This is a genomic window from Algiphilus sp., assembly GCF_023145115.1.
Classification (GTDB): domain Bacteria; phylum Pseudomonadota; class Gammaproteobacteria; order Nevskiales; family Nevskiaceae; genus Algiphilus.
In genome coordinates this window covers 16219-37820 of the sequence record NZ_JAGLEJ010000038.1, presented here as the reverse complement: position 1 = coordinate 37820, position 21602 = coordinate 16219, and the positions used below count along the sequence as shown (strand labels likewise).

General features: G+C 68.6%; 23 protein-coding genes. 6 read left to right on the top strand and 17 right to left on the bottom strand.

The genetic code is table 11. From position 1 onward, the window contains the following. Positions 1-3: 3 nt before the first annotated feature. Both rimK and KAH28_RS12940 read right to left on the bottom strand, forming a co-directional pair. Entirely contained in the window at positions 4-909 is a 906-nt protein-coding gene (gene rimK / locus KAH28_RS12945; RefSeq protein ID WP_290577266.1) for a 30S ribosomal protein S6--L-glutamate ligase, read from the bottom strand. Continuing rightward, positions 906-1340, bottom strand: coding sequence for a RimK/LysX family protein (locus KAH28_RS12940; protein ID WP_290577263.1), 435 nt, complete (start codon positions 1338-1340; stop codon positions 906-908). The genes rimK and KAH28_RS12940 overlap by 4 nt, the downstream gene beginning before the upstream one ends. A 34-nt stretch (positions 1341-1374) precedes the next feature. Here KAH28_RS12940 and KAH28_RS12935 point away from each other — a divergent pair, with 34 nt between their 5' ends. Continuing rightward, positions 1375-1689: a DUF962 domain-containing protein gene (locus tag KAH28_RS12935; RefSeq protein ID WP_290577261.1), complete on the top strand. Its 315-nt coding sequence runs from the start codon at positions 1375-1377 to the stop codon at positions 1687-1689. Positions 1690-1829: 140 nt separating this feature from the next. Then, the gene (gene mnmG / locus KAH28_RS12930; RefSeq protein WP_290577259.1) at positions 1830-3710 is read left to right on the top strand and encodes a tRNA uridine-5-carboxymethylaminomethyl(34) synthesis enzyme MnmG; all 1881 of its coding nucleotides are present in this window, start codon (positions 1830-1832) and stop codon (positions 3708-3710) included. A gap of 269 nt (positions 3711-3979) precedes the next feature. Here mnmG and KAH28_RS12925 read toward each other — a convergent pair whose 3' ends face one another. Continuing rightward, the gene (locus tag KAH28_RS12925; RefSeq protein WP_290577257.1) at positions 3980-5743 is read right to left on the bottom strand and encodes an SLC13 family permease; all 1764 of its coding nucleotides are present in this window, start codon (positions 5741-5743) and stop codon (positions 3980-3982) included. Between the two features lie 310 nt (positions 5744-6053). On the opposite strand from KAH28_RS12925, the gene ftsE reads away from it, so the two are divergent. The 3 genes from ftsE (at position 6054) to rpoH (ending at position 8650) form a co-directional block, all read left to right on the top strand. Next, positions 6054-6713, top strand: a complete 660-nt coding sequence (gene ftsE, locus KAH28_RS12920; RefSeq protein ID WP_366918189.1) for a cell division ATP-binding protein FtsE — start codon at positions 6054-6056, stop codon at positions 6711-6713. Next, positions 6710-7651, top strand: coding sequence for a permease-like cell division protein FtsX (gene ftsX, locus KAH28_RS12915; protein ID WP_290577253.1), 942 nt, complete (start codon positions 6710-6712; stop codon positions 7649-7651). The genes ftsE and ftsX overlap by 4 nt, the downstream gene beginning before the upstream one ends. A 132-nt stretch (positions 7652-7783) precedes the next feature. Further along, positions 7784-8650, top strand: a complete 867-nt coding sequence (rpoH, locus tag KAH28_RS12910; RefSeq protein ID WP_290577251.1) for an RNA polymerase sigma factor RpoH — start codon at positions 7784-7786, stop codon at positions 8648-8650. A gap of 157 nt (positions 8651-8807) precedes the next feature. Here rpoH and KAH28_RS12905 read toward each other — a convergent pair whose 3' ends face one another. The 8 genes from KAH28_RS12905 to KAH28_RS12870 all read right to left on the bottom strand — a co-directional run bounded on the left by KAH28_RS12905 (position 8808) and on the right by KAH28_RS12870 (position 15391). Next, positions 8808-10172 carry a phosphomannomutase gene (locus KAH28_RS12905; RefSeq protein WP_290577249.1) on the bottom strand — a complete coding sequence of 455 codons (1365 nt, stop codon included), beginning with the start codon at positions 10170-10172 and terminating at the stop codon, positions 8808-8810. A 122-nt stretch (positions 10173-10294) separates the two neighbouring features. After that, positions 10295-10699, bottom strand: a complete 405-nt coding sequence (locus KAH28_RS12900; protein WP_366918188.1) for a hypothetical protein — start codon at positions 10697-10699, stop codon at positions 10295-10297. Positions 10700-10786: 87 nt separating this feature from the next. Beyond that, positions 10787-11422: a hypothetical protein gene (locus tag KAH28_RS12895; RefSeq protein ID WP_290577246.1), complete on the bottom strand. Its 636-nt coding sequence runs from the start codon at positions 11420-11422 to the stop codon at positions 10787-10789. A gap of 118 nt (positions 11423-11540) precedes the next feature. After that, positions 11541-12140, bottom strand: a complete 600-nt coding sequence (locus KAH28_RS12890; protein WP_290577245.1) for a GNAT family N-acetyltransferase — start codon at positions 12138-12140, stop codon at positions 11541-11543. Continuing rightward, complete coding sequence (cyoE, locus tag KAH28_RS12885; RefSeq protein WP_290577244.1) at positions 12127-13053, bottom strand: heme o synthase; 927 nt, start codon at positions 13051-13053, stop codon at positions 12127-12129. The genes KAH28_RS12890 and cyoE overlap by 14 nt, the downstream gene beginning before the upstream one ends. Further along, positions 13050-14057: a heme A synthase gene (locus KAH28_RS12880; protein WP_290577242.1), complete on the bottom strand. Its 1008-nt coding sequence runs from the start codon at positions 14055-14057 to the stop codon at positions 13050-13052. The genes cyoE and KAH28_RS12880 overlap by 4 nt, the downstream gene beginning before the upstream one ends. Positions 14058-14063: 6 nt before the next feature. Beyond that, on the bottom strand, positions 14064-14669 hold the full coding sequence (locus KAH28_RS12875) for a hypothetical protein (protein WP_290577240.1): 606 nt from the start codon (positions 14667-14669) through the stop codon (positions 14064-14066). Positions 14670-14671: 2 nt separating this feature from the next. Then, positions 14672-15391, bottom strand: a complete 720-nt coding sequence (locus KAH28_RS12870) for an SURF1 family protein (protein WP_290577238.1) — start codon at positions 15389-15391, stop codon at positions 14672-14674. Between the two features lie 32 nt (positions 15392-15423). Between KAH28_RS12870 and KAH28_RS12865 the strand changes: the two genes are divergently transcribed. After that, a complete protein-coding gene (locus tag KAH28_RS12865; protein ID WP_290577236.1) occupies positions 15424-15627 on the top strand; it encodes a DUF2909 domain-containing protein in 204 nt (67 codons plus the stop codon). A gap of 91 nt (positions 15628-15718) precedes the next feature. On the opposite strand, the gene KAH28_RS12860 is transcribed toward KAH28_RS12865, so the two are convergent. The 6 genes from KAH28_RS12860 to KAH28_RS12835 form a co-directional block, all read right to left on the bottom strand. After that, positions 15719-16597 (bottom strand): cytochrome c oxidase subunit 3, encoded by an 879-nt coding sequence (locus KAH28_RS12860; RefSeq protein WP_290577235.1) that lies wholly within the window; start codon positions 16595-16597, stop codon positions 15719-15721. 21 nt (positions 16598-16618) lie between these two features. Continuing rightward, positions 16619-17176, bottom strand: a complete 558-nt coding sequence (locus KAH28_RS12855) for a cytochrome c oxidase assembly protein (RefSeq protein ID WP_290577234.1) — start codon at positions 17174-17176, stop codon at positions 16619-16621. Positions 17177-17294: 118 nt separating this feature from the next. Beyond that, complete coding sequence (gene ctaD / locus KAH28_RS12850; protein ID WP_366918187.1) at positions 17295-18842, bottom strand: cytochrome c oxidase subunit I; 1548 nt, start codon at positions 18840-18842, stop codon at positions 17295-17297. A gap of 93 nt (positions 18843-18935) precedes the next feature. Beyond that, the gene (gene coxB / locus KAH28_RS12845; RefSeq protein WP_366918186.1) at positions 18936-20153 is read right to left on the bottom strand and encodes a cytochrome c oxidase subunit II; all 1218 of its coding nucleotides are present in this window, start codon (positions 20151-20153) and stop codon (positions 18936-18938) included. A 55-nt stretch (positions 20154-20208) separates the two neighbouring features. After that, positions 20209-20736, bottom strand: a complete 528-nt coding sequence (locus tag KAH28_RS12840; protein WP_290577230.1) for a DUF2244 domain-containing protein — start codon at positions 20734-20736, stop codon at positions 20209-20211. 107 nt (positions 20737-20843) lie between these two features. Then, on the bottom strand, positions 20844-21593 hold the full coding sequence (locus KAH28_RS12835; protein ID WP_290577228.1) for a DUF4198 domain-containing protein: 750 nt from the start codon (positions 21591-21593) through the stop codon (positions 20844-20846). Between the last annotated feature and the right edge of the window lie 9 nt (positions 21594-21602).

Here is a 21602-nt window from a genome sequence, read left to right as displayed (position 1 = left end):
GCCTCAGCCGCGACCGCGGGTGCGGGTCCGGCCGGGCTTGGCGTGCGCCTCGAGGTGGGTGATGACCTGGTTGGCGATGTCGCGCCCGGTGGCGCGCTCGATGCCCTCCAGGCCCGGCGAGGAATTGACCTCGAGCACGACCGGCCCGTGGTTCGACCGGATGAGATCGACACCGCAGACATTGAGCCCCATCGACGCCGCCGCGCGCACGGCGGTGGAGCGCTCCTCGGGCGTGATGCGCACCATGCGCGCATTGCCGCCGCGGTGGATGTTGGAGCGGAACTCGCCCTCCTTGGCCTGACGCTGCATGGTGGCCACGACCTTGCCGCCGATGACGAAGCAGCGGATGTCCGCGCCCTTGGCCTCGGCGATGTATTCCTGGGTCAGGAAGTGCGCGTCGAGGCCGCGGAAGGCGTCGATGACACTCTCCGCCGCCTGCTTGGTCTCGGCCAGCACCACGCCGCGCCCCTGGGTGCCCTCGATCAGCTTGATGACCATGGGCGCACCGCCCACCAGGCTCATGAGGTCCTGGGTGTCGTCGGGCGAGTGCGCGAAGCCGGTCACCGGCAGGCCGATGCCCTTGCGCGCCAGCAGCTGCAGGCTGCGCAGCTTGTCGCGCGAGCGCGAGATGGCCACCGACTCGTTCTGGCAGTAGACGCCCATCATCTCGAACTGCCGCACCACCGCCGTGCCGTAGAAGGTGATGGACGCACCGATGCGCGGGATGATCGCGTCGAAGCCTTCCAGCCGCTTCCCGCGGTAATGGATCTCCGGCTTGTGCGGCACGATGTTCATGTAGCAGCGCAGCGCGTCGATGACCTCGACCTGGTGGCCGCGCGCTTCGGCGGCCTCGACCAGTCGCGAGGTCGAATAGAGACGACGGTTGCGGGAAAGGATGCCGATCTTCATGGGCGCCCCAGGAGGTAACTGGCTTGTGGGTCGACGACGAAATGCCCGGCCAGCGCGCTGCGCCCGACCAGCATGCGATAGCGTAAACCGCGACGGGCGGTGAGCGTGATCTCGACGTCGGCCGTGTACTCGCCCACCAGCAGTCGCGTGCGGATCACCGGCCGCAGCTCGCGGTGACCGCCGGCGTCGGTGATCCAGCGCTCGTCGAACAGCGGCGCGTGCGATTCCCGCGTCTGCCCCACCGCGCGGAAGCGCACCTCGTCGTTGCGCATGCGGATGTGGGTGGCGGCCAGCGCCGAACTGCGCGCGCCGGTATCCATCTTGGCGCGCACCGGCTTGCCGAGCAGGTCCGGAAGACTGACCCACTCGCGCCAGCCGACACGGACCGGATTTGGGTCGCCGCCGGGCGATCCCGTAGAATTTTCACTCATTTACCGCGACCCGCGCGGTCTGCGAGGTAGCATCATGTCCGAGACGGCACAGTCCTTCCGGGACTTCGACGAGTTCTATGCCTACTATCTCACCGAGCACGCCAATCGTGCCAACCGGCGTCTGCATTTCGTCGGCACCAGCCTGGCGCTGCTGACCCTCATCGCCGCCGCGGTGACCCTGAGCCCCGCCCTCATCCTGCTCGCGCTCATCATCGGCTACGGCTTCGCCTGGGTCGGTCATTTCTTCTTCGAGAAGAACCGGCCCGCGACCTTCACCTATCCGTGGCAGTCCTACAAGGGCGACTGGCGCATGTGGTGGGAAACCCTCACCGGCAAGATTCCCTTCTAGTTCTCGAAAACTTGTTCACCACAGATTTTTTTTCGGGTCCGGTGTGTGCTGACGGAGTCAGCGCCACCAGAAGAAGATCCCCTCAATCCGTGAAATCTGTGGTTCTGTCTTTGCTCCTGTCGTTCTGCCGAAGCTGAGGAATGGATCACTACGACGTCATCATCATCGGCGGCGGACACGCCGGTACCGAAGCCGCACTGGCTTCCGCGCGCAGCGGTGCGCGCACGCTGCTGCTGACGCAGAACATCGACACCCTCGGACAGATGTCGTGCAACCCGGCCATCGGCGGCATCGGCAAGGGGCACCTGGTGCGCGAGATCGATGCGCTGGGCGGCGCCATGGCGCGCGCCGCCGACGCCGCCGGCATCCACTTCCGCACCCTCAACGCCTCCAAGGGCGCCGCCGTGCGCGCCACCCGCGCGCAGGCCGATCGCGTGCGCTACCGCACCGCCATCCGGCGCATGCTCGAGCAGCAACCCGGGCTCGACCTGTTCCAGCAGGAGGTCACCGACCTGTGCATCGAGGGCGACCGTGTCACCGGCGCCGTCACCGCGGGCGGACTGACCTTCGGCGCACGCGCCGTGGTGCTCACCGCCGGCACCTTCCTCGCCGGACGCATCCATGTCGGCATGCAGCAGCAGACCGGCGGGCGCGCCGGCGACGCCGCCAGCACGCGCCTCGCCGAAAAGCTGCGCGAGGCCATGCCGCGCGTCGGCCGTCTCAAGACCGGCACGCCGCCGCGCATCGACGGTCGCTCCATCGACTGGTCGCAGACCGGCCTGCAGCCCGGTGACGAACCGCGGCCGGTGTTCTCCTTCCTGGGCACGCGCGCCGACCACCCGCGGCAGATGCCCTGCCACATCACGCGCACGCGGGCGGCCACGCACGACATCATCCGCGCCAACCTCGACCGCTCGCCGATGTTCGCCGGTGCCATCGAGGGCACCGGACCTCGCTACTGCCCGAGCATCGAGGACAAGATCCACCGCTTCGCCGACCGCGACAGCCACCAGATCTTTCTGGAGCCCGAGGGCCTCGACAGCACCGAGATCTACCCCAACGGCATTTCCACCAGCCTGCCCTTCGACGTGCAGATCGCCTTCGTGCGCACCATCGCGGGCCTCGGGCAGGCGCGCATCACCCGCCCCGGCTACGCCATCGAGTACGACTACTTCGACCCGCGCGATCTGTCGCGCAGCCTCGCCACCAGCGCCGTCGAGGGGCTCTACTTCGCCGGCCAGATCAACGGCACCACCGGCTACGAGGAAGCCGCCGCACAGGGTCTGCTCGCCGGCATCAACGCCGCGCGCGCGACCAGGGGCGAAGCGCCCTGGATCCCACAACGGCACGAGGCCTATATCGGCGTGCTGGTCGACGATCTCACCACCCGCGGCACCACCGAGCCGTATCGCATGTTCACCTCGCGCGCCGAGCACCGCCTGCTGCTGCGCGAGGACAACGCCGACACGCGGCTGACCCCGACGGGACGCGAGCTCGGCCTGGTCGACGACACCCGCTGGGCGGCCTTCGAGACCAAGCGCGACGCGGTCACCCGCGAGCGCGAGCGGCTGGAAGGCACCTGGCTCAAGCCGCACGAGCTGGCGGACGAGACCTTCGTGGCCGCGCTCGGCCCGGCGCCCGGGAACGGCCGCACCTCGCTGGCCGACCTGCTGCGGCGCCCCGAGGTCGGCTTCGACACCCTGACGGCGCTGGGGCTCGCCGATCCCGGCATCGATGAAGCGGTCGCGCAGCAGATCGCCATCGACGTGCGCTACGCCGGCTACATCGAGCGTGCCCAGGCCGAAGTCCGGCGCATGGAGCGGGCCGAGAACACGCCCCTGCCCGCGGATCTCGATTTCAGTGCGGTGTCGGGGCTTTCCAACGAGGTGCGCCAGAAACTCGCCGAGCATCGCCCCGAGACGCTGGCGCAGGCCGGGCGCATCCCCGGCATCACGCCCGCCGCGACCTCACTGCTGCTGGTGCACCTCAAGAAGCGCGGCCAGCTCGCGAAAAGCGCCTGAGCGCGTCGGCTGCGCCGGCCCCTCCGGAACCGTCGCAACCGCCCGCGAGCGGGAGCGCGCAGACTATATACAGGGGACAGTGTATATACAGGGGACAGTGTACTTATTTCCTGCGGGAAACGAGCACGCTGTCCCCTCGCGTTTTGTCCCGGCAATTATCCCCCGCTGGTTTCGTGACCCGGGATACCGCTCCCTGTTGCCTGCGCCGTGCCTTCCACTGCACCGGAATACCGCGCGCGACCGGGCCGGGCATGCGGAGGGGTGCGGCGTCAGAACGGCCAGATGCGGGGGATCAGCAGGACCGCCACGGTACCGATGATGAGATTCAGCGGCAGCCCGACGCGCGTGAAGTCGAGGAAGCGGTAGTTGCCGGGACCGGCCACCATGAGATTGGTCTGATACCCCAGCGGCGTCGCGAAGCTGGCCGACGCGGCCAGCATCACCGTGACGACGAAGGGCTCCAGCGCCAGTCCGAGGCCCTCCGCCGCCGCCACCGCGATCGGGAACATCAGCAGCGCGGCCGCGTTGTTGGTGATCATCTCGGTCATCACCAGCGTCATGGCATAGGTCAGCGCCAGCAGCACCCAGGGCCGGTCGCCGGCTAGCGCCAGCGCGCTGCTGGCAATGGTCGACGACGCACCGGTGACCGCCAGCGATTCGCCCAGCGCGAAGGAGCCGGCAATGACCAGCAGGACCTGGATGTCGACGCTCTTGCGCGCGCCGGCCACGCTCACGCAACCGAAGGCGAGCATGGCGCCGGCGCCGATCAGCGCCGCGGTGAGCATGTCGAGCAGGCCGGTGGTGGCGGTCACGACGATGGCACCGAGCACGGCCCAGGCGGCTGCGGCGCGCTCGTAGCGCGGCGGATCCTCGCCGTGCTGGCTGATGAGCAGGAAATCCGGCGAGTAGCGATTGCGATCCACCCACACCGGCCGCGCCTCCAGCAGCAGCGTGTCGGCCGGGCGCAGGCGCACCTCGCCGAGCCCGCCGCGCAGGCGCTTGCCGTCACGCGCCATGGCCACGACGGAGGCGCCGTAGTAGGTGTGGAAGCGCGATTCGCGCAGGGTCTGGCCGATCAGCGGGCAGCGCGCCGACAGCACCACCTCGACCAGCTTGCGCTCGGGATACTGCTGCGCGATGGCGGCATCGGCCTCGCGCACCGACTGCAGACCCTTGATCCGCTGGAGATCGAGCACCGACGAGACATCGCCGGCGAAGACCAGCCGGTCCGCGGCCTGCAGGCGCTCCTCGGTGTTCACCGCGGGCACCACGCTGCCGTCGCGCACGATCTCCACCAGGAAGACCTTGCCGAGATTGCGCAGACCCGCTTCGCCGATGGTGCGGCCGACCAGCGGGCCGTCAGCGAGCACATCCATCTCCACGGTGTACTCGCGCGGATTCTCGAAGGGGCTGCTGGCGCTGTCGCGATCCGGCAGCAGGCGCCCGCCGACCAGCAGCAGATAGAGCATGCCGATGAGCGCGCACGGCACGCCGATCCAGGCCAGCTCGAAGAAACCGAGACCACGGCCGCCGTCGGCCAGCCATTTGCCGTTGACCACGAGGTTGGTGGATGTTCCCACCAGCGTGCACATGCCGCCGAGGATGGCGGCGTAGCTGAGCGGAATCATGAGCCGCGAGGCCGATACCCGGTTGCGCCGGGCCCAGCCGGTGATCACCGGCAGGAAGGTCGCCACCACCGGCGTGTTGTTGATGAAGGCCGACAGCCCCGCCGTGGGCAGCATGATCTTCAGCTGGGCGCGCCGCACACCGGCGCCGTTGCCCAGCCAGCCGCGCGACGCCAGATCGATGGCGCCGGTCTCGCGGAGCCCGGCCGCGACCACGTACATGGCCGCCACCGTGATCATGCCGGCATTGGAAAAGCCCGAGAGCGCCTGATCGGGTGTCAGCACACCGAAGGCAAGCAGCGCCACCATGCCGCTGATCACCGCCAGCTCCGGGCGCATGCGCTCCGAGGCCAGCAGTACCAGAACGCTCACGATCACCGCTACGGCGAACCAGCCCTGCCAGCCCATCGTCCTTCATTCCCGGTCGCTTGTAATGGGCGAGAGACTAGCAGGATGCGTGCCGCATAAGCCATTTCGCGAATAGCAAGATCGCTGGATATTCCGGGCCGATCTAATGGGCGCCCGGGGCGACGAGCGATGACGGACCGGGCGCCCGTCCCGCCCTGCACGCTGCACCGCTCGCCGGAGGGCGGACGAGACCGGCGACGCGATGCGTGCGCGGCCATCGGCAGGCATCATCCCGCGAGCCGCGTGCATCGCCATCGCCAACCGGCCATCACCGGATCGGCATAATCAGGACGCCATGCCCGACCAGCCCATGATCACTGCCGAGCAACTGCGGCACAGCTACCCCGGAAGCGGCGAGGTGCTGGCCGGCATCGACCTGACGCTGGCGCGCGGCGAGATGGCCTTCCTCACCGGCCCGTCCGGTGCCGGCAAGTCGACGCTGCTCAAGCTCATCGCCTGCCTGGAGCGGCCGCGCTCGGGGCAGCTTCGCGTCGGCGGGGTGGATGTGCGGCGTCTGCCACGCCGGCGGGTGGCGGCCTTCCGGCAGCGCATCGGCATCGTGTTCCAGAACTACAGCCTGCTCACCGACCGCCGCGTGTTCGAGAACGTGGCGCTGCCCCTGGTCATTCGCGGGCTGCACCCGCGCGACATCGCGCGGCGGGTGCGGGCCGCGCTCGACGCCGTGGACCTGCTGGGCCACGAACGCGCCTATCCGTTGACCCTCTCGGGCGGTGAGCAGCAGCGCGTGGCGATCGCGCGCGCCATCGTGGCCAAACCGGAGCTGCTGCTCGCCGACGAGCCCACCGGCAACCTCGATCCGGCACTGTCCGCCGAGATCATGGCCCTGTTCCGGCGTTTCAACGAGGTCGGCGTGAGCGTGCTCATCGCCTCGCACGCGCTCGATCTGGTGCGCCGCCTGCCGGTGCGCGAGATCGCGCTCGCCGACGGCCGCCTGGAGGACGTGGCGTGAGTCGCGCCAGCGGCCAGCCGCCGGCGCCGAAACGCTGGGCAGCGGCCCACGGCCGCGCCTGCTTCGACAGCCTGGGGCGGCTCTGGCGCCAGCCGCTGGCGAGCCTGCTGTCCATCGCGGTGCTGGGGCTGACGCTGGCACTGCCCACGGCCCTGCAGGTCCTGCTGCACAACCTCGACGGCCTCGGCGCCGGCTGGCAGCAGGGGGTGCGCATCAGCGTGCTGCTGGCCGACGACGCCGGCGACGAACGCCTGGGCACCCTCGCCGGCCGCATCGGCGCGCGCGGCGACGTGGCACGCGTCGAGGCCCTGACCGCCGACGAGGCGCTGGCCGAGTTCGAGCGCGAGTCGGGCCTCGCCGACGCCGTCGCACTGCTGCCGGACAATCCGCTGCCGGCGACGCTGACCGTGACCCCGGCCGACGGGCTGGCGGCGGACAAGGTGCAGGCGCTGCGCGACGCGCTCGCCGGGCTGGACGGCGTCGACGAGGTGCTGCTCGACACGCAGTGGCTGCAGCGGCTGTCGGCGCTGCTGGCCCTGCTCGAGCGCGCGGTGCTGATCTTCGCGGGCGCGCTGGGTGCGGCGGTGCTGGTCATCGTCGGCAACACCATCGGCCTGGAGGTGGCATCGCGGCGCGAGGAGATCGAGGTCATGAAGCTGGTGGGCGCGCCCGACGCCTTCATCCGGCGCCCTTTCCTCTACAGCGGCCTCTGGTACGGGCTGATCGGCGGACTGGTGGCGCTGGTGCTGGTGGGGATCGCGCTGCTGGCACTGGATGGTGCGGTGGCGCGGCTGGCGGGCGCCTACGGCAGTGCCTTCACGCTGACCGGGCCCGATACCGCGACCACGCTGAGCGTCATCGCCGGCGGCTGCGTGCTCGGATGGATCGGCGCCCTGATCGCGGTGGGGCGCCGGCTGCGCGCCATCGAGCCCGCCTGAGCCGGGGTGCGCACCGCGGATCGGCGCGGATGCCACAATGCCCCGAGCCCGCGCCATGGACGGGAACCATTCAGCCGCTTAGCAGTCTCATGAAGCGACTGCTAAACTGCTGTGCCGTAAGGGAGCACTGCCATGTCCACTGCCACTGCACTGACCGTCTACGGTAATCGCCTGCCCGCGCTGCAGTCGGGCAGCCTCGATGCCTACATCGCGGCCGTGCGCGACATCCCGGTCCTCGAGGCCGACGACGAGCGCCGCCTGGCCGAGCAGCTCCGCGACCGCAGCGATCTGCAGGCCGCGCAGGCCCTGGTGCTGTCCAATCTTCGCCATGTCGTGCACATCGCGCGCGGCTACCTCGGCTACGGCCTGCCCATGGCCGATCTCATCCAGGAAGGCAACGTCGGCCTCATGAAGGCCGTCAAGCGCTTCGACCCGGAGGTCGGCGTGCGCCTGATCTCCTTCGCGGTGCACTGGATCAAGGCCGAGATCCACGAGTTCATCCTGCGCAACTGGCGCATCGTCAAGGTGGCCACCACCAAGGCGCAGCGCAAGCTGTTCTTCAACCTGCGCCGCGCCAAGCAGCGCCTGGGCTGGATGAACGCCGAGGAGGTCCGCAACGTCGCCGCCGACCTCGACGTACGGCCCGAGGACGTGCTGGCCATGGAGTCGCGCCTTTCCGGCACCGATCTCTCCTTCAACCTGTCGGCCGACGACGACGAGACCTACGCACCGGAGCAGTGGCTCACCGACCACAGCGCCGACCCGGTCGAGGACATCGTCGAGAACGAATGGCAGTCCCGTCAGGAGGGCCGCCTGCGCACCGCGCTGAAAGGCCTCGACGACCGTGCCCGCGACATCATCGCCAGCCGCTGGCTCCACGGCGAGGCCGAGAAGCAGGGCCTGCAGACCCTCGCCGACAAGTATGGCGTCTCGGCCGAGCGCATCCGCCAGATCGAGGTCGCCGCGATGAAGAAGCTGCGCGGGGCCATCGCCGAGTAATCCGCGCCCAGCGCTCCCCTCATCCCCGGCCCTTCTCCCACATGGGGAAAGGGGGGGGGAGTGGTTTCGTCGATCCCGCCTCGCCTCCGAGGCACCGCCACCACGATCCCCTCTCGACCACCCTCGGGAGAGAGGGCCAGGGTGAAGGGTGCCGGCGTCAGCCGGCGGTAGCCCCGGCACGATCCACGAAGTCGAGAATGGCGTCGGTGCGCTCGCGCATCAGCGCCGGATCGCCGCGCGACTCGACGTTGAGGCGGATCAGCGGCTCGGTATTGGACATGCGCAGGTTGAAGCGCCAGTCGGCGAACTCGACCGACAGTCCGTCGGTGCGGTCGACGGTCCCGCTGCCGTCGTTGAAGGCATCTTCCACGGCCCGGATGACCGCCGCGGGATCGTCGACGGTCCGATTGATCTCGCCGCTGGCCGGATAGGCCGCCATGCAGTCCGCCACCAGCGCCGACAGCGGCCGCCCCTCGCGCGCGACGAGCTCGGCCACCAGCAGCCACGGGATGTTGCCGTTATCGCAGAAGGCGAAGTCGCGGAAGTAGTGGTGTGCGCTCATCTCGCCACCGTAGATGGCGTTCTCGGCCCGCATGCGCTCCTTGATGAAGGCATGGCCGGTCTTGGACTGCACCGGCACGCCGCCGGCGTTGCGCGCGGTCTCGATGGTGTTCCAGGTCAAGCGCGGATCGTGGATGACCCTGGCGCCCGGCTCCTTCGCGAGCATGGCCTTGGCCAGCAGGCCGACGATGTAGTAGCCCTCGATGAAGTTGCCGCCCTCGTCGAACAGGAAGCAGCGATCGAAATCGCCGTCCCACGCGACGCCGAAGTCGGCACCGTGCGCGCGCACGGCGTCCGCCGTGGCGGCACGGTTCTCGGGCAGCAGCGGGTTGGGTATGCCGTTCGGAAACGCGCTGTCCGGCTCGTGGTGGACGCGGATGAATTCGACCGGCAGATGCGGCGCCAGCGCGTCGATGACCAGTCCGGCGGTGCCGTTGCCGGCATTGACGATGATCTTCAGCGGCGGCAGCGCGCGGTCGGCGAGATAGCTCAGCAGATGGCGGACGTAATCCTCGCGGTGCGGCCAGCGCACGGTCTCGGCCGGCCCGTCCGGGCAGCGCTCGGTGCCGGCCTCGACCAGCGCCTCGATGTCGCGCAGGCCGGTGTCGCCACTGATCGGGCGCGCGCCCGCCCGCACCAGCTTCATGCCGTTGTAGCCCAGCGGGTTGTGGCTGGCCGTGACCATGATCCCGCCGTCGAACTGATAGTGGAAGGTTGCGAAGTAGACTTCCTCGGTGCCACAGAGACCGATATCGGCGACCGACTTGCCGCGGCTGGCGAGACCGAGCGCGATGGCCTCCTTGAGATCGCCGGTGGAGTCGCGCACATCGCCGCCGAGCACGTAGCGATCACCGCCGAGGGTATCGGCCAGCGCAATGCCGAGGCGGTACGCGATGTCGCGGTTGAGGTCTTCCGGCACGCGGCCGCGGATGTCATAGGCCTTGAACGAGGCGAGCGCCATGCGAGGGGTCCTGGATCAGTCGGATGATCGGCCCGGGACGCGGCGCGCCCGGCCGGAGGCGCCGGCTCGGCCGCCGGCACCGGGATTGTGCCCTGATCGCGCCGCCGGCGCGGGCCGGAACACTAGTCCGCCTCGACTCGCAGATGCCCGTCGCGGGCCATGGTCAGGTCGACCGCCAGTCGGTGCTCCGACCAGCCATGCACGGTGTCGCGGGCAACGACGTAGACCGTGCTCACGTCTTCGGGTACGTGCACGTCGCGCAGGCCGCGCGTGAACGGCTGCTCCTCGACGTGCGGGTGGTGAAGGACGCGTTCGCCGAGCACGTTGCCGGCACCGTCCACGACGCGCCAGTTGTCGGCGTAGTGATCCCAGCCGGTGTCGGCGTGGCGCAGGGTCACGAGCACCGTCCAGCGACCGTCGCCGGCATCATGGAACTCGGCCGCCACCACGGTCACGGGCCCCGCGTGCGCGGACCCGAGTGCGACGAGCGCGAGCAGGGCCGAGGCGATGGCGCCACGAATGGACATGCGGATCATGGGGCGGCCCTCCGGGGCACTGCGACCCCGGATCCGCCGCAACAATCGCGCCAGACGCCCTCGCGACGCGAACGCCGCTCAGTTCACGAAGCGGAGCTCGACGCCGACGCCCACGATCCAGCTCGAGACATCGGTGTCCATCCCGCCCGACTCGCCGTCGCCCAGCGAGTACAGGGCGGAAATGCCGATCCCGATGTTCTCCGCGACGGCGAGGACACCGGTCGCCTCGATGCCGTAGCTGTCCGTGCTGTCGCCGTTGCTGTAGTCGGCGGTCAGCGCGAGCCGGCCTGATTCCGACGTGCGCTCGACGCCCACCGCCAGACCGGTCGAATCCGAATCATCGCCGTCGTCGGAATCCGAGCGCGCGTAGTTGGCGGCAATGACCAACTGCGCTGCGCCGTAGCGGCCGGCGCGATAGCCGAGTCGGAAGCTGGTGACATTGACGTCCTGGTCCTCCAGCCCCACCGGGCGTCCGTTGAACTCGAAGTCGCCGAGTTCGCCGACGAGATAGCCCATCCCGAAGAACGCACCGGCCTCGTCGAGAAAATAGGTGGCCGACAGCGCCAGCTGCGAGACGTCCGCCGTGAGCTCGTCGCCGGATCCTTCCTCGTAGGTCGAGCCGCCGATGCCGTAGGCCGCCGAGCCCCGGAATTCCCCCGCGTGAGCAGCGCCCGCCGCGGCGATCAGCGCCGCCGCCGTCATGATGTGCTTCATGCCTTCCCCCGAAGTGCCGGACCGATCGTGATCGCGGCGGCGGCCCTCCCTCGGCACCGACGACCGCACCGGAGGCAAGTCTACGCAACCCTACTTGCGGGTTCGTTGCGAAAAGCGGTCAATCGAGCCGCTTGTGCCAGAACACCAGCGGCTTCTGCGTCTCCTCGGCGTCACCGATGTCGGTCCAGCCAAAGTGGCAGACCATGTCGTCCATGCGCTGGTAGCCGAGTCGCTGCCAGAAGGCATCGTTGGGCACGTGGCCCGGCGGCCGCGCGGGGTGATCGTCGGGACGCTGCACGGCGCAGAAACAGCAGCGCGGGCGGCCGAGCCCACGGGCATGGGCCTCGCGGATCTCGAAGAAGCGGCGCCCGAGCCCGTAGCCGCGATACTCGGGCAGCACCACCGACTCGCCGAAGTAGAGGATGTCGCCCGGCCGGTCGCCGCGCGCCAGCCAGGGCGCCTGCATCTCGGTCTCGGCCGCTTCCATGGGGATGGCCGTGCTGGCACCGATCACCGCGTTGCCATCACGCGCCAGCGCGATCACGCTCGCAGGCTCGGCGAGGTAGAACTCGAGGTACTCGGTTTCGTAGGCCAGCGTGCCGTCGTAGAGGTACGGCCACTCCGCGAACACCTGCATGCGCAGTGCGGCGATGGCTTCGAGATGGGGCCGGGCTTCCGCGCCCTTCAGGATCTCGGTGCGCAGCTCAGGCGACGCCATGCCAGACCGCGACGTAATGGTCGACGAGCAGGGCGGTGAACAGCGCCATCAGATAGACGATGGAGTATCCGAAGGTGCGCATGGGCAGCCCCGGCTGCGGCGCGAACTTCATGCGCAGCGCATAGGCCAGGAAGATGCCGCCGAGCACCAGCGCGGCGAGCAGATAGATGAACCCGGACATGCCGGTGACGAAGGGCAGCATGGTCACCGCCACCAGCAGAATGGTGTACAGCAGCACCTGCGTGCGCGTGTAGGCGATGCCGTGCGTCACCGGCAGCATGGGAATGTCCACCTGCGCGTACTCGTCGCGGCGCTCGATCGCCAGCGCCCAGAAATGCGGCGGCGTCCACACGAACACGATGAGGAACAGCAGCAGCGCGTGCGGGTCGATGGTGCCGGTCACCGCCGCCCAGCCGAGCACCGGCGGCGCCGCGCCGGCGGCACCGCCGATGACGATGTTCTGCGGTGTCGCGCGCTTGAGGTAGAGCGTGTAGATACCGGCGTACCCCACCAGCGTGAACAGCGTCAGCCACGCGGTCAGCGGATTGATGAGCACGTAGAGGAGCGCGAAGCCGAGCGCACCGATGACGGCGGCGAAGATCCCGGACTCGAGCATCCCCAGATGACCGGTGACCAGCGGTCGCCCGCAGGTCCGCGCCATGCGGGCGTCCACCTGGCGGTCGAGGATCTGGTTGAGGGCGGCGGCGGACGCAGCCATCAGCGTGATGCCGATGGACCCCCACACCAGCACGCCGGCGGCGACCATCCCGGGGCTGGCCAGCAGCATGCCGACGATGGCCGTGAAGGTGATGAGCATGACCACACGCGGCTTGCACAGCGCGTAGTAGTCCGCCAGGCGCGAACGCGTGGCCTCGGGCAGCTTCTCGGTGACGGCAGCGGCTGCGCTTCTCATGCGGCGACCTCCCGGGGCGCGCGCCAGACGGTATGAACGGTCGCGATCATGCACAGCAGCAGGATCGCGGCACCGGCGTTGTGCGCGGTCGCCAGCCCCAGCGGAAGATGCAGCAGCACGATGCCGACGCCGATGCCGAGCTGCAGCACCAGCGCGGCGCCGAGCGCGGCACCGAGCGCGCGCAGCGGCCCGCTCGCGCGCAGCACGAGCAGCAGGGCCAGTGCCGCCACGATCAGGGTCACGCCCACGGCCCAGAGCCGGTGCACGACGTGGATGGCCGTGCGCGCGGGATGTTCGAGTACGCCATATTCGTAATTTTGCCCGATCCCGCGCCAGAGTACGAAGCCCTCGGCGGGATCCATGGCCGGGAAATACTGGCCGTCGTGGCAAGTCGGGAACTCCGTGCACGCCATCGCCGCGTAGTTCGTGGACACCCAGCCGCCGAGCGCGATCTGCAGCGCCACCGCCGCCAGCGCGGCCAGGACCAGCGCGCGCGCACCCGACGGTGCGGGCATCCGCGGTTGCGGGCGCTGCGACAGCCAAAGCCAGCACAACAGCCCCAGCGTGCTCATCCCGCCGATGAGATGCGCAGTGACCACGAGCGGCTTGAGCAGCAGGGTAACGGTCCACATGCCGAGCGCCCCCTGGAAGCCCACCAGCAGAAGCAGGGCCGTGCTCGCCCCCATCGGCAGTCCGTCGCGGCGGCCGCGCCAGGCCAGAACGGCCAGGCCGAGGATGAGCAGCCCGAGGATACCGGCGATGTAGCGGTGACCCATCTCGATCCAGGCCTTGGCCGTATCCACCGGCGCATGGGGGAAGCCTTCCTGCGCGGCCGCGATGTGCGCTTCCGTGCTGGGCGCGCCGAGCTGGCCGTAGCAGCCCGGCCAGTCCGGGCATCCCAGCCCGGCATCGGACAGGCGCACGAATGCGCCGAACACGACCACGCACAGCGCGAGCAGCGTGCCGGCACCGGCCAGGCGCCGGAAGATGCGGGAACGGTCCATGGGCGGCTATCCGATCTGCGATGCGCGCAGCAGGCGGACGATGTCCTTGCGCAGCGGCTTGGGTTCGATGTCGCGCGGATAGCGCATCATGAAGTTGCCGTGCGGGTCGACCAGATGCAGCTGCCCCGGGACCGGCGTGCCGCCCGCTTCCGGAGCGAACAGCTCGGCCGCAGCGCCGTCGGGGTCGATCGCGATGGTGAGATCCGGGTGGGCCGCATCGAGCAGGGCGTGCAGCGCGTCCAGATCGGTATCCGGCGGCACGATCAGGACGCGGTCCAGCCGCTTCATCCGGGTATTCAGCGACAGCCGCATCTGGCGCGTCATGAGCAGGCGCTCGGCGCATTCGCGCGCGCAGGTGCCATCGTCGAACACGACCAGGCTCCACAGCGTGTCCAGCGTCACGGCCTCTCCGTCGGCATCGCGCAGGGCAATCTCGCCGGCGGGCCGGGGCGGCTGCACGAGCAGGCCGCGATTGGTGGTGTCCTGGGGAATGAGTTCCGGCATCGCGAAGTACAGCAGGTACGACGCTGCCACGGGCAGCGCGAACAGCAGCGCGATGAGCAGGAAGATGCGGCGCCCGCGCCTGCGGGCATTGTCGGGACTAGCAGTCATCCTCATTTCCAGTTGACGACGACGAAAATCACCAGCAGCGCGGCGGCGAAACCGAACCACTGCACGGCGTAGCCGAGGTGAACCTCGGGCTCGAGATGGTCCGGCGCCCACTCGCGCAGGAAGCCATCGGGCGCCTGCGGGTCGAGCAGCAGCAGCCCGCTGGCGAGCCGGCCGTCGAAGCGGCAGCGAAGCTCGTCGTGAGCGGGATACTGAACGCGTTCCGGCGATGCCTCCGAATCGCAGAGCGCGTTGCCGACCGCAAGGCCGGCTTGGGGAAACGGCCGCCACAGGCCGCTCACCGTGCGCTCGCGGCCGTCGACACCGACGTCGGGCCGACGATCACGCCCCGGGTCCGGAATCCATCCGCGGTCGACAAGGATAATGCCTCCGCCCGCCCTGCGCAGCGGCGTCCATACCCGGAGCCCGGGTTCGCGCTCGCGGATCTGATTGTCGAGCAGGAACTGCGGCGCCGCGAGGTAGTGCCCCCGCACCCGCACGTGAGCGGGCGCGTCGTCTGCCGGCGGCGCCGGTACCGCCAGGGCTTCCGGCGGCGCGGCGGCAGCGGTGGCGAAGTCGCGCTGCAGGTCGCGCTTCTGCTCCGCGCGATCGAGTTGCCAGAAGCCCAGCCGCACCATTACCGCGAGCAGGATCAGCGTGACCAGCCACGCCCACCACGGTGGACGAAAGCGCACGCTTCCGGGCGTGACGGCGCCATCACGCATACACTGCTCCGTCACCCGTCGACAATCCCGGCATGGACGCGCGCGCCCTCATCATCATCCTGCTCCTTGCTGTCGTGCTGACCATGGGCACGAGCATGGTGTTCCTGGTGCGTGACGACACCTCCCGGCGCCGCACGCTCAATGCGCTGAAGCTGCGCATCGTGCTGTCCATCACCCTCATCGTGGTGTTCATCATCTCCGTGGCGATGGGCTGGCTGCAGCCCAACGCGCTCTGACCGGCGCCCCGCAACGACAAGCTCCGCAACGACAAGGGGCGGAGCGCTTCGCGCCCCGCCCCCCGACGGTTCGACGGTCTTCGGTTGAGTATCAGACGACGTACACGAAGACGAACAGGCCGAGCCACACCACGTCGACGAAGTGCCAGTACCAGGCCACGCCCTCGAAGCCGAAGTGGTTCTCCGCCGAGAAGTGGCCCTTCATCAGCCGCAGCGTGATGATCAGCAGCATCAGCGTGCCGAGTGTCACGTGCATGCCGTGGAATCCGGTCAGCATGAAGAAGGTCGCGCCGTAGATTCCCGACTCCATCGTGAGATTGAGATCGTTGTAGGCGTGCAGGTACTCCTCGACCTGGAAGAAGAGAAAGACGACGCCGAGCGCCACCGTCGCCCACATCGCGAGGATGCACTTCAGGCGATGGTTTTCCTTGATGGCGTGATGCGCGATGGTGATCGTCACGCCCGAGGTCAGCAGGATCAGCGTGTTGATGAAGGGCACGTCCCAGGCCGGGATGGTGCTGAAGGCACCACCCAGATCGCCCGGCCCGTTGCTCGGCCAGGCGGCCTCGAAACCGGGCCACACGAAGAGATTGGTCGAGAGGTTGTTGCCCTCCCCCGAGAGCCACGGCAGCGACAGCGCGCGCGCGTAGTAGAGCGCGCCGAAGAAGGCGGCGAAGAACATCACCTCGGAGAAGATGAACCAGCCCATGCCCCAGCGATAGGTCATGTCGACCTGGGCGCCGTACTTCCCGCTCTCCGATTCGTCGATGATCTTCCAGAACCACGCGAAGATCATGGCCAGCGACAGCGCGAGCCCGGCGAAGAAGGAGATGGACAGGCCGTTGCCGTACTCGATGAGCTGGATGACGCCGATCAGGAACAGCGTCAGGCCGGCGGTCAGCGCGAAGGGCAGCCAGCTCGGGGCCGGGACGAAGTAGTGGTCTTTCGAGGAGGCGGTGTTGCTGGACATCGAAGGAATCCCCCGGAGGTGTTATCGGGCCTTGGCGGCAGCCGTATCGGTCAGTTCGAAAAGGGTGTAGGACATCGTGACGGTGTCGACCTCGGCCGGCAGCTCCGGATCGACGGTGAAGACCACCGGCATCTCGCGGCTCTGCCCAGCCCCGAAGCTCTGCTGGTCGAAGCAGAAGCAGGCCGTCTTGTGCACGTAGCGCGCCGCCTTGTAGGGCAGCACCGACGGAACCGCCTGCACGGTCTTGGCCTGCTGCTCAAGGTTCTCGGCGAGCACGCGGGCGGTCACGAATTCGCCGGGATGCAGCTCGATCCGCTCGGTGACGGCGTCGAAAGCCCACGGTGCGCTGGCGTTCACGGTGGTCACGATCTCTACCGTGACGGTGCGCGAGGTATCCACCGCGGAGCCGGTCGCGCGCTCGCTGCTGGCCGCGAACGCGTCGCTGCTGCGCCCGTTGAGCCCGGTGACATCGCAAAGCACGTCGTACAGCGGCACCAGCGCAAAGCCGAACACGAACATTGCGCACACGGTGCCGATGAGCTTCAGCACGTGCATCCGGTTGCTCTTGCGCTCAGCCATGCGTCACCTCAACGCACCGACATCGAGATGAAGAAGGCGACGTACACCCCGACCACGAGCGCCAGCAGGAGCAGCGCGGTCCGGATGTTGCGTCGACGCTGGGCGGGATCCCGGGCCATCAGGCGTGCGCCGCGACTTCCTTGTCGTCGACTACCGGCGGCTCCTCGAAGGTGTGATAGGGCGCCGGGCTGGGCACCGTCCACTCGAGGCCGTGCGCACCCTCCCAGGGACGCGCCGGAGCCGGCTCGCCGACGCCGCGCATGCACTGGATCATGTTCCAGATGAACACGAACTGCCCGATGAAGAAGGCGAAGGCGCCGATCGACGAGATGACGTTGAAATCGGTGAACTGCACCGCGTAGTCGGGAATGCGCCGGGGCATGCCGGCGAGCCCCAGGAAGTGCTGCGGGAAGAACAGCACGTTGATCCAGATCGCCGACCACCAGAAGTGGAACTGACCGAGCTTCTCGTTGTACATCACGCCGGTCCACTTCGGAATCCAGTAGTAGATGGCGCCGAGGATCGCGAACACCGCACCCGGCACCAGCACGTAGTGGAAGTGCGCCACCACGAAGTAGGTGTCGTGGTACTGGAAGTCGGCCGGCGCGATCGCGAGCATGAGCCCCGAGAAGCCGCCGATGGTGAACAGGAACACGAAGCCCAGCGCGAACAGCATGGGGGTCTCGAAGGTCATCGAGCCGCGCCACATGGTCGCGATCCAGTTGAACACCTTCACGCCGGTGGGCACCGCGATGAGCATGGTGCTGAACATGAAGAACAGCTCGCCGGCCAGCGGCATGCCCACCGTGAACATGTGGTGCGCCCAGACGATGAAGCTCAGGAAGGCAATGGCCGCGGTGGCGTAGACCATGGACGCGTAGCCGAACAGGGTCTTGCGCGCGAAGGTCGGAATGATGGTCGAGACGATGCCGAATGCGGGCAGGATGAGGATGTACACCTCGGGGTGCCCGAAGAACCAGAAGATGTGCTGGAACATCACCGGGTCGCCGCCGCCGGAGGCGGTGAAGAAGCTGGTGCCGAAGTAGCGGTCGGTCAGCAGCATGGTGACCGCACCGGCAAGGACGGGCATGACGGCAATCAGCAGATAGGCGGTGATCAGCCAGGTCCAGACGAACAGCGGCATCTTGAGCAGGGTCATGCCCGGTGCGCGCATGTTCAGGATCGTCACGACGACATTGATCGCACCGGTGATGGAACTGATGCCCATGAGGTGGATCGAGAAGATCAGGAACGGGAAGGCCTCGCCCGTCTGCAGCACCAGCGGCGGATACATGGTCCAGCCGGAAGCCGGTGCACCGCCGTCCATGAAGAGGGTCGACAGCAGCATGCCGAAGGCGAACGGCAGGATCCAGAAGCCCCAGTTGTTGACGCGCGGCAGGGCGAGATCCGAGCAGCCCACCATCATCGGCACCATCCAGTTGGCGAGGCCGGTGAAGGCCGGCATGACGCCGCCGAAGATCATGATCAGGGCGTGCATCGTCGTCATCTGGTTGAAGAACTCGGGATCGACGAACTGCAGGCCGGGCTCGAACAGCTCACCGCGTATCACCAGCGACATGAGGCCGCCGACGAAGAACATGGTGAACGCCCAGACCAGGTAGAGCGTGCCCAGGTCCTTGTGGTTCGTGGTCATGACCCAGCGCATGACCCACTTGCCGAAGCCATCCGACAGCTGGGCCGGGCCGTGGTGGTGATCGTCGTGTGCGTGTGCGTCAGCCATCTCTGCTTGCTCCAAGAATTACTGGCGAAGTGCGGCCACGTCGGCCGGCTGAACCACGCCCGAATCGTTGTCCCACGAATTGCGCGTGTAGGTCACCACGGCAGCGATCTGCTCGTCCGAGAGGTGGCCGAACGGCGGCATCGCGTTCTTGCCGTTGAGAACCTGCTCGATCTGCGTGGTCGGATCGCCCGTCACCACCGCCGAACCGATCAACGACGGAAACGCCGGCGGCATGCCCTTGCCCGACGCCTGGTGGCAGGCGACGCAGTTCGTCTTGTAGACCTTCTCGCCGGTCTCCATCAGCGCCGCGAGCTCGAGCTCGGCGGAAGCGGCGTCGTCGGCCGGTGCCTCGGCCTCCGCATCGGCATCGGCATCGGCATCGGCATCCGCCGCGGCGACTTCGGTGGCGTCCGTCGCGGTGGCGGTGCCGGTATCGGCTTCGGCGACCTGCACGGGCTCGGAAGCCGCGGTGTCGCTGCCCTCGTCACCGCGCTTGCCGGCCAGCCACGCCTCGAATTCCGCCGGCGGGACCGCTTCGACAACCACCGGCATGAAGCCGTGGTCGCGACCGCAGAGCTCGGCGCACTGCCCGCGATAGACGCCGGGCTCGTCGATCCGTGCCCACATCTCGTTGATGAAGCCCGGAATCGCGTCGCGCTTCATGCCCAGAGCCGGCACCCACCAGGCGTGGATGACGTCGTTCGAGGTAAGCAGGAAGCGGATCTTGGTATCGGTGGGAACGACCAGACGGTTGTCGACCTCGAGCAGATAGTTGTCGACCGACGACGGATCGATGCCCGAGCCCACCTGGCGCGCCCTGTCGGAATCCCGGTCCAGCCGGCTGTAGAAGGAATAGTCCTCGCCGACGTACTCGTAGCCCCACATCCACTGGTAGCCGGTGACCTTGATCGACATCTCGGCGTCGCTGCTGTCCTCGATCTTGATGAGCGTTCCGGTGGCCGGAATCGCCATCGCGATGAGGATCACGAAGGGCAGCACCGTCCAGACGATCTCCACGGTGGTGGACTCGTGGAAGGTTGCCGGTTTCGGGTTGCGGCTGCGGCGATGCGCCCAGATGGAATAGAAGAAGGCGGCGAACACGCCGACGCCGATGGCGACGACCACCCAGAAGATCAGCATGTGCAGGCCATGAACCTCACGGCTGATCTCGGTGACGCCCACCGGCATGTTCCATTTCGCAACCTCGGCTTCCGCCTGCACGGTCAGCGCGGTCATCCAGAGCAGCGGAGCTGCGAGCCAGTTCCTCATCGACAATACGCCTCTGTTGTCTTCAATCCAGGGAGGCGGCCCCAGCCGCCGGCACAGCCGCACTATTTTGCCATCCCGGGCGGAAAACTTCCCGCAGCCGCCGATACAGGGAGCGCCGGTCCTGCGGACCGAGGCAGCGCCCGATATCGAAACGCTGTTCCCCGCACACCAGCAGCAGGCGGATCTCGCCCGCGAACTGGCGCTCACTCCACACCCGCACCATGGCGCGCGGCAGGGCGAGACGACTGCGCGCGCCCTGCCCCGCCATGCCGAACTCGATGACGACCTCGTCACCGTCGACGCGGATCACCTCGCGATAGGCATTGCCGCGCACGCTGACCCACAGGGCCAGCCCGAGCGCCGCCAGCTCGATGCCGGCGAAGGGCAGCACCGGCCAGAAGCCCTGGAAGGCGAGCCACACGGCGATGCCCAGCGACACCGCGCTGATGCTGATCATGAATCCGATCGCCTGCGCCACGCTCAGGCTGGCATTGGGCTGCACGACGATCGTGGTCCGCCGCGGCGGCGGGCCGGCGAGTGCGTCCGTCATGCCGGCAAGTGTAGGCAGCCGGCGCGGAAGCGACAACGGTTGTCCGGCCGCCGCCCGTCAGGCCCGCCGCGCGGACGCCGCGGCCTCGACACGGGCGGGACGAGCGGTCATTCGCGTTCGAGCACCAGCGTCGCGCTGTAACTGTTCTCGTCGCAGACGGCCGCATCCTCGTACGGCGTGCTGTGCGTGGCGTGGAGCATCCAGCGCCCGGCGGGCAGGGTCAGATCCGCCCTGCCGTCGGCATCGGTGGCAACGGTGACGGCTTCGCCCTCGTCGGTCAGCGGCACCGCCGCGATGTCGGCGGCCAGCGGCGCGCCGTCGAACAGCAGACGCACCGGCAGCGACGCGCCGCCGGATGCCGACGGCAGCGCCTCGGGCACGATTTCCAGCGGATGTCCGACCGCGCCGGTGGCGACGCTGCCGTCCTCGCCGTCGCCGACCCGGACCAGCGCCTTGAACCCGTTGCTCGAGTAGCTGCACTCGCCACCGTCGGGATACTCGGCGCGGGACAGCCGCTTGCCGCCCTCGGGCGTGCGGGTCCAGAAGCCCGACTTCTGCCGCCCCGCCAGCACCGCCACGCCGGCGGCGCCGACGTCGTCGGCGATCAGCGTCGCCTCACCGCCCGCGGCGATGGACCAGCGACCGCCGTCGGCACCGAGCATGACCAGATCAGCGATGCGATCGGTCTCGAGCGAGCGGACATCCTCCGGACCGTGGCCGAAGGCCACTTCGAAGGTCAGCGGCGTGCCGGGCGCGACCTGCATCGCGTCGGGCGCCAGCCACGGGAAATGCGCGGTCGCGGCGACCGGCAGACAGGATGCCGCCAGGCAGGCGAGCGCACGGTGAGGGATCGGCATGGGGGCTCC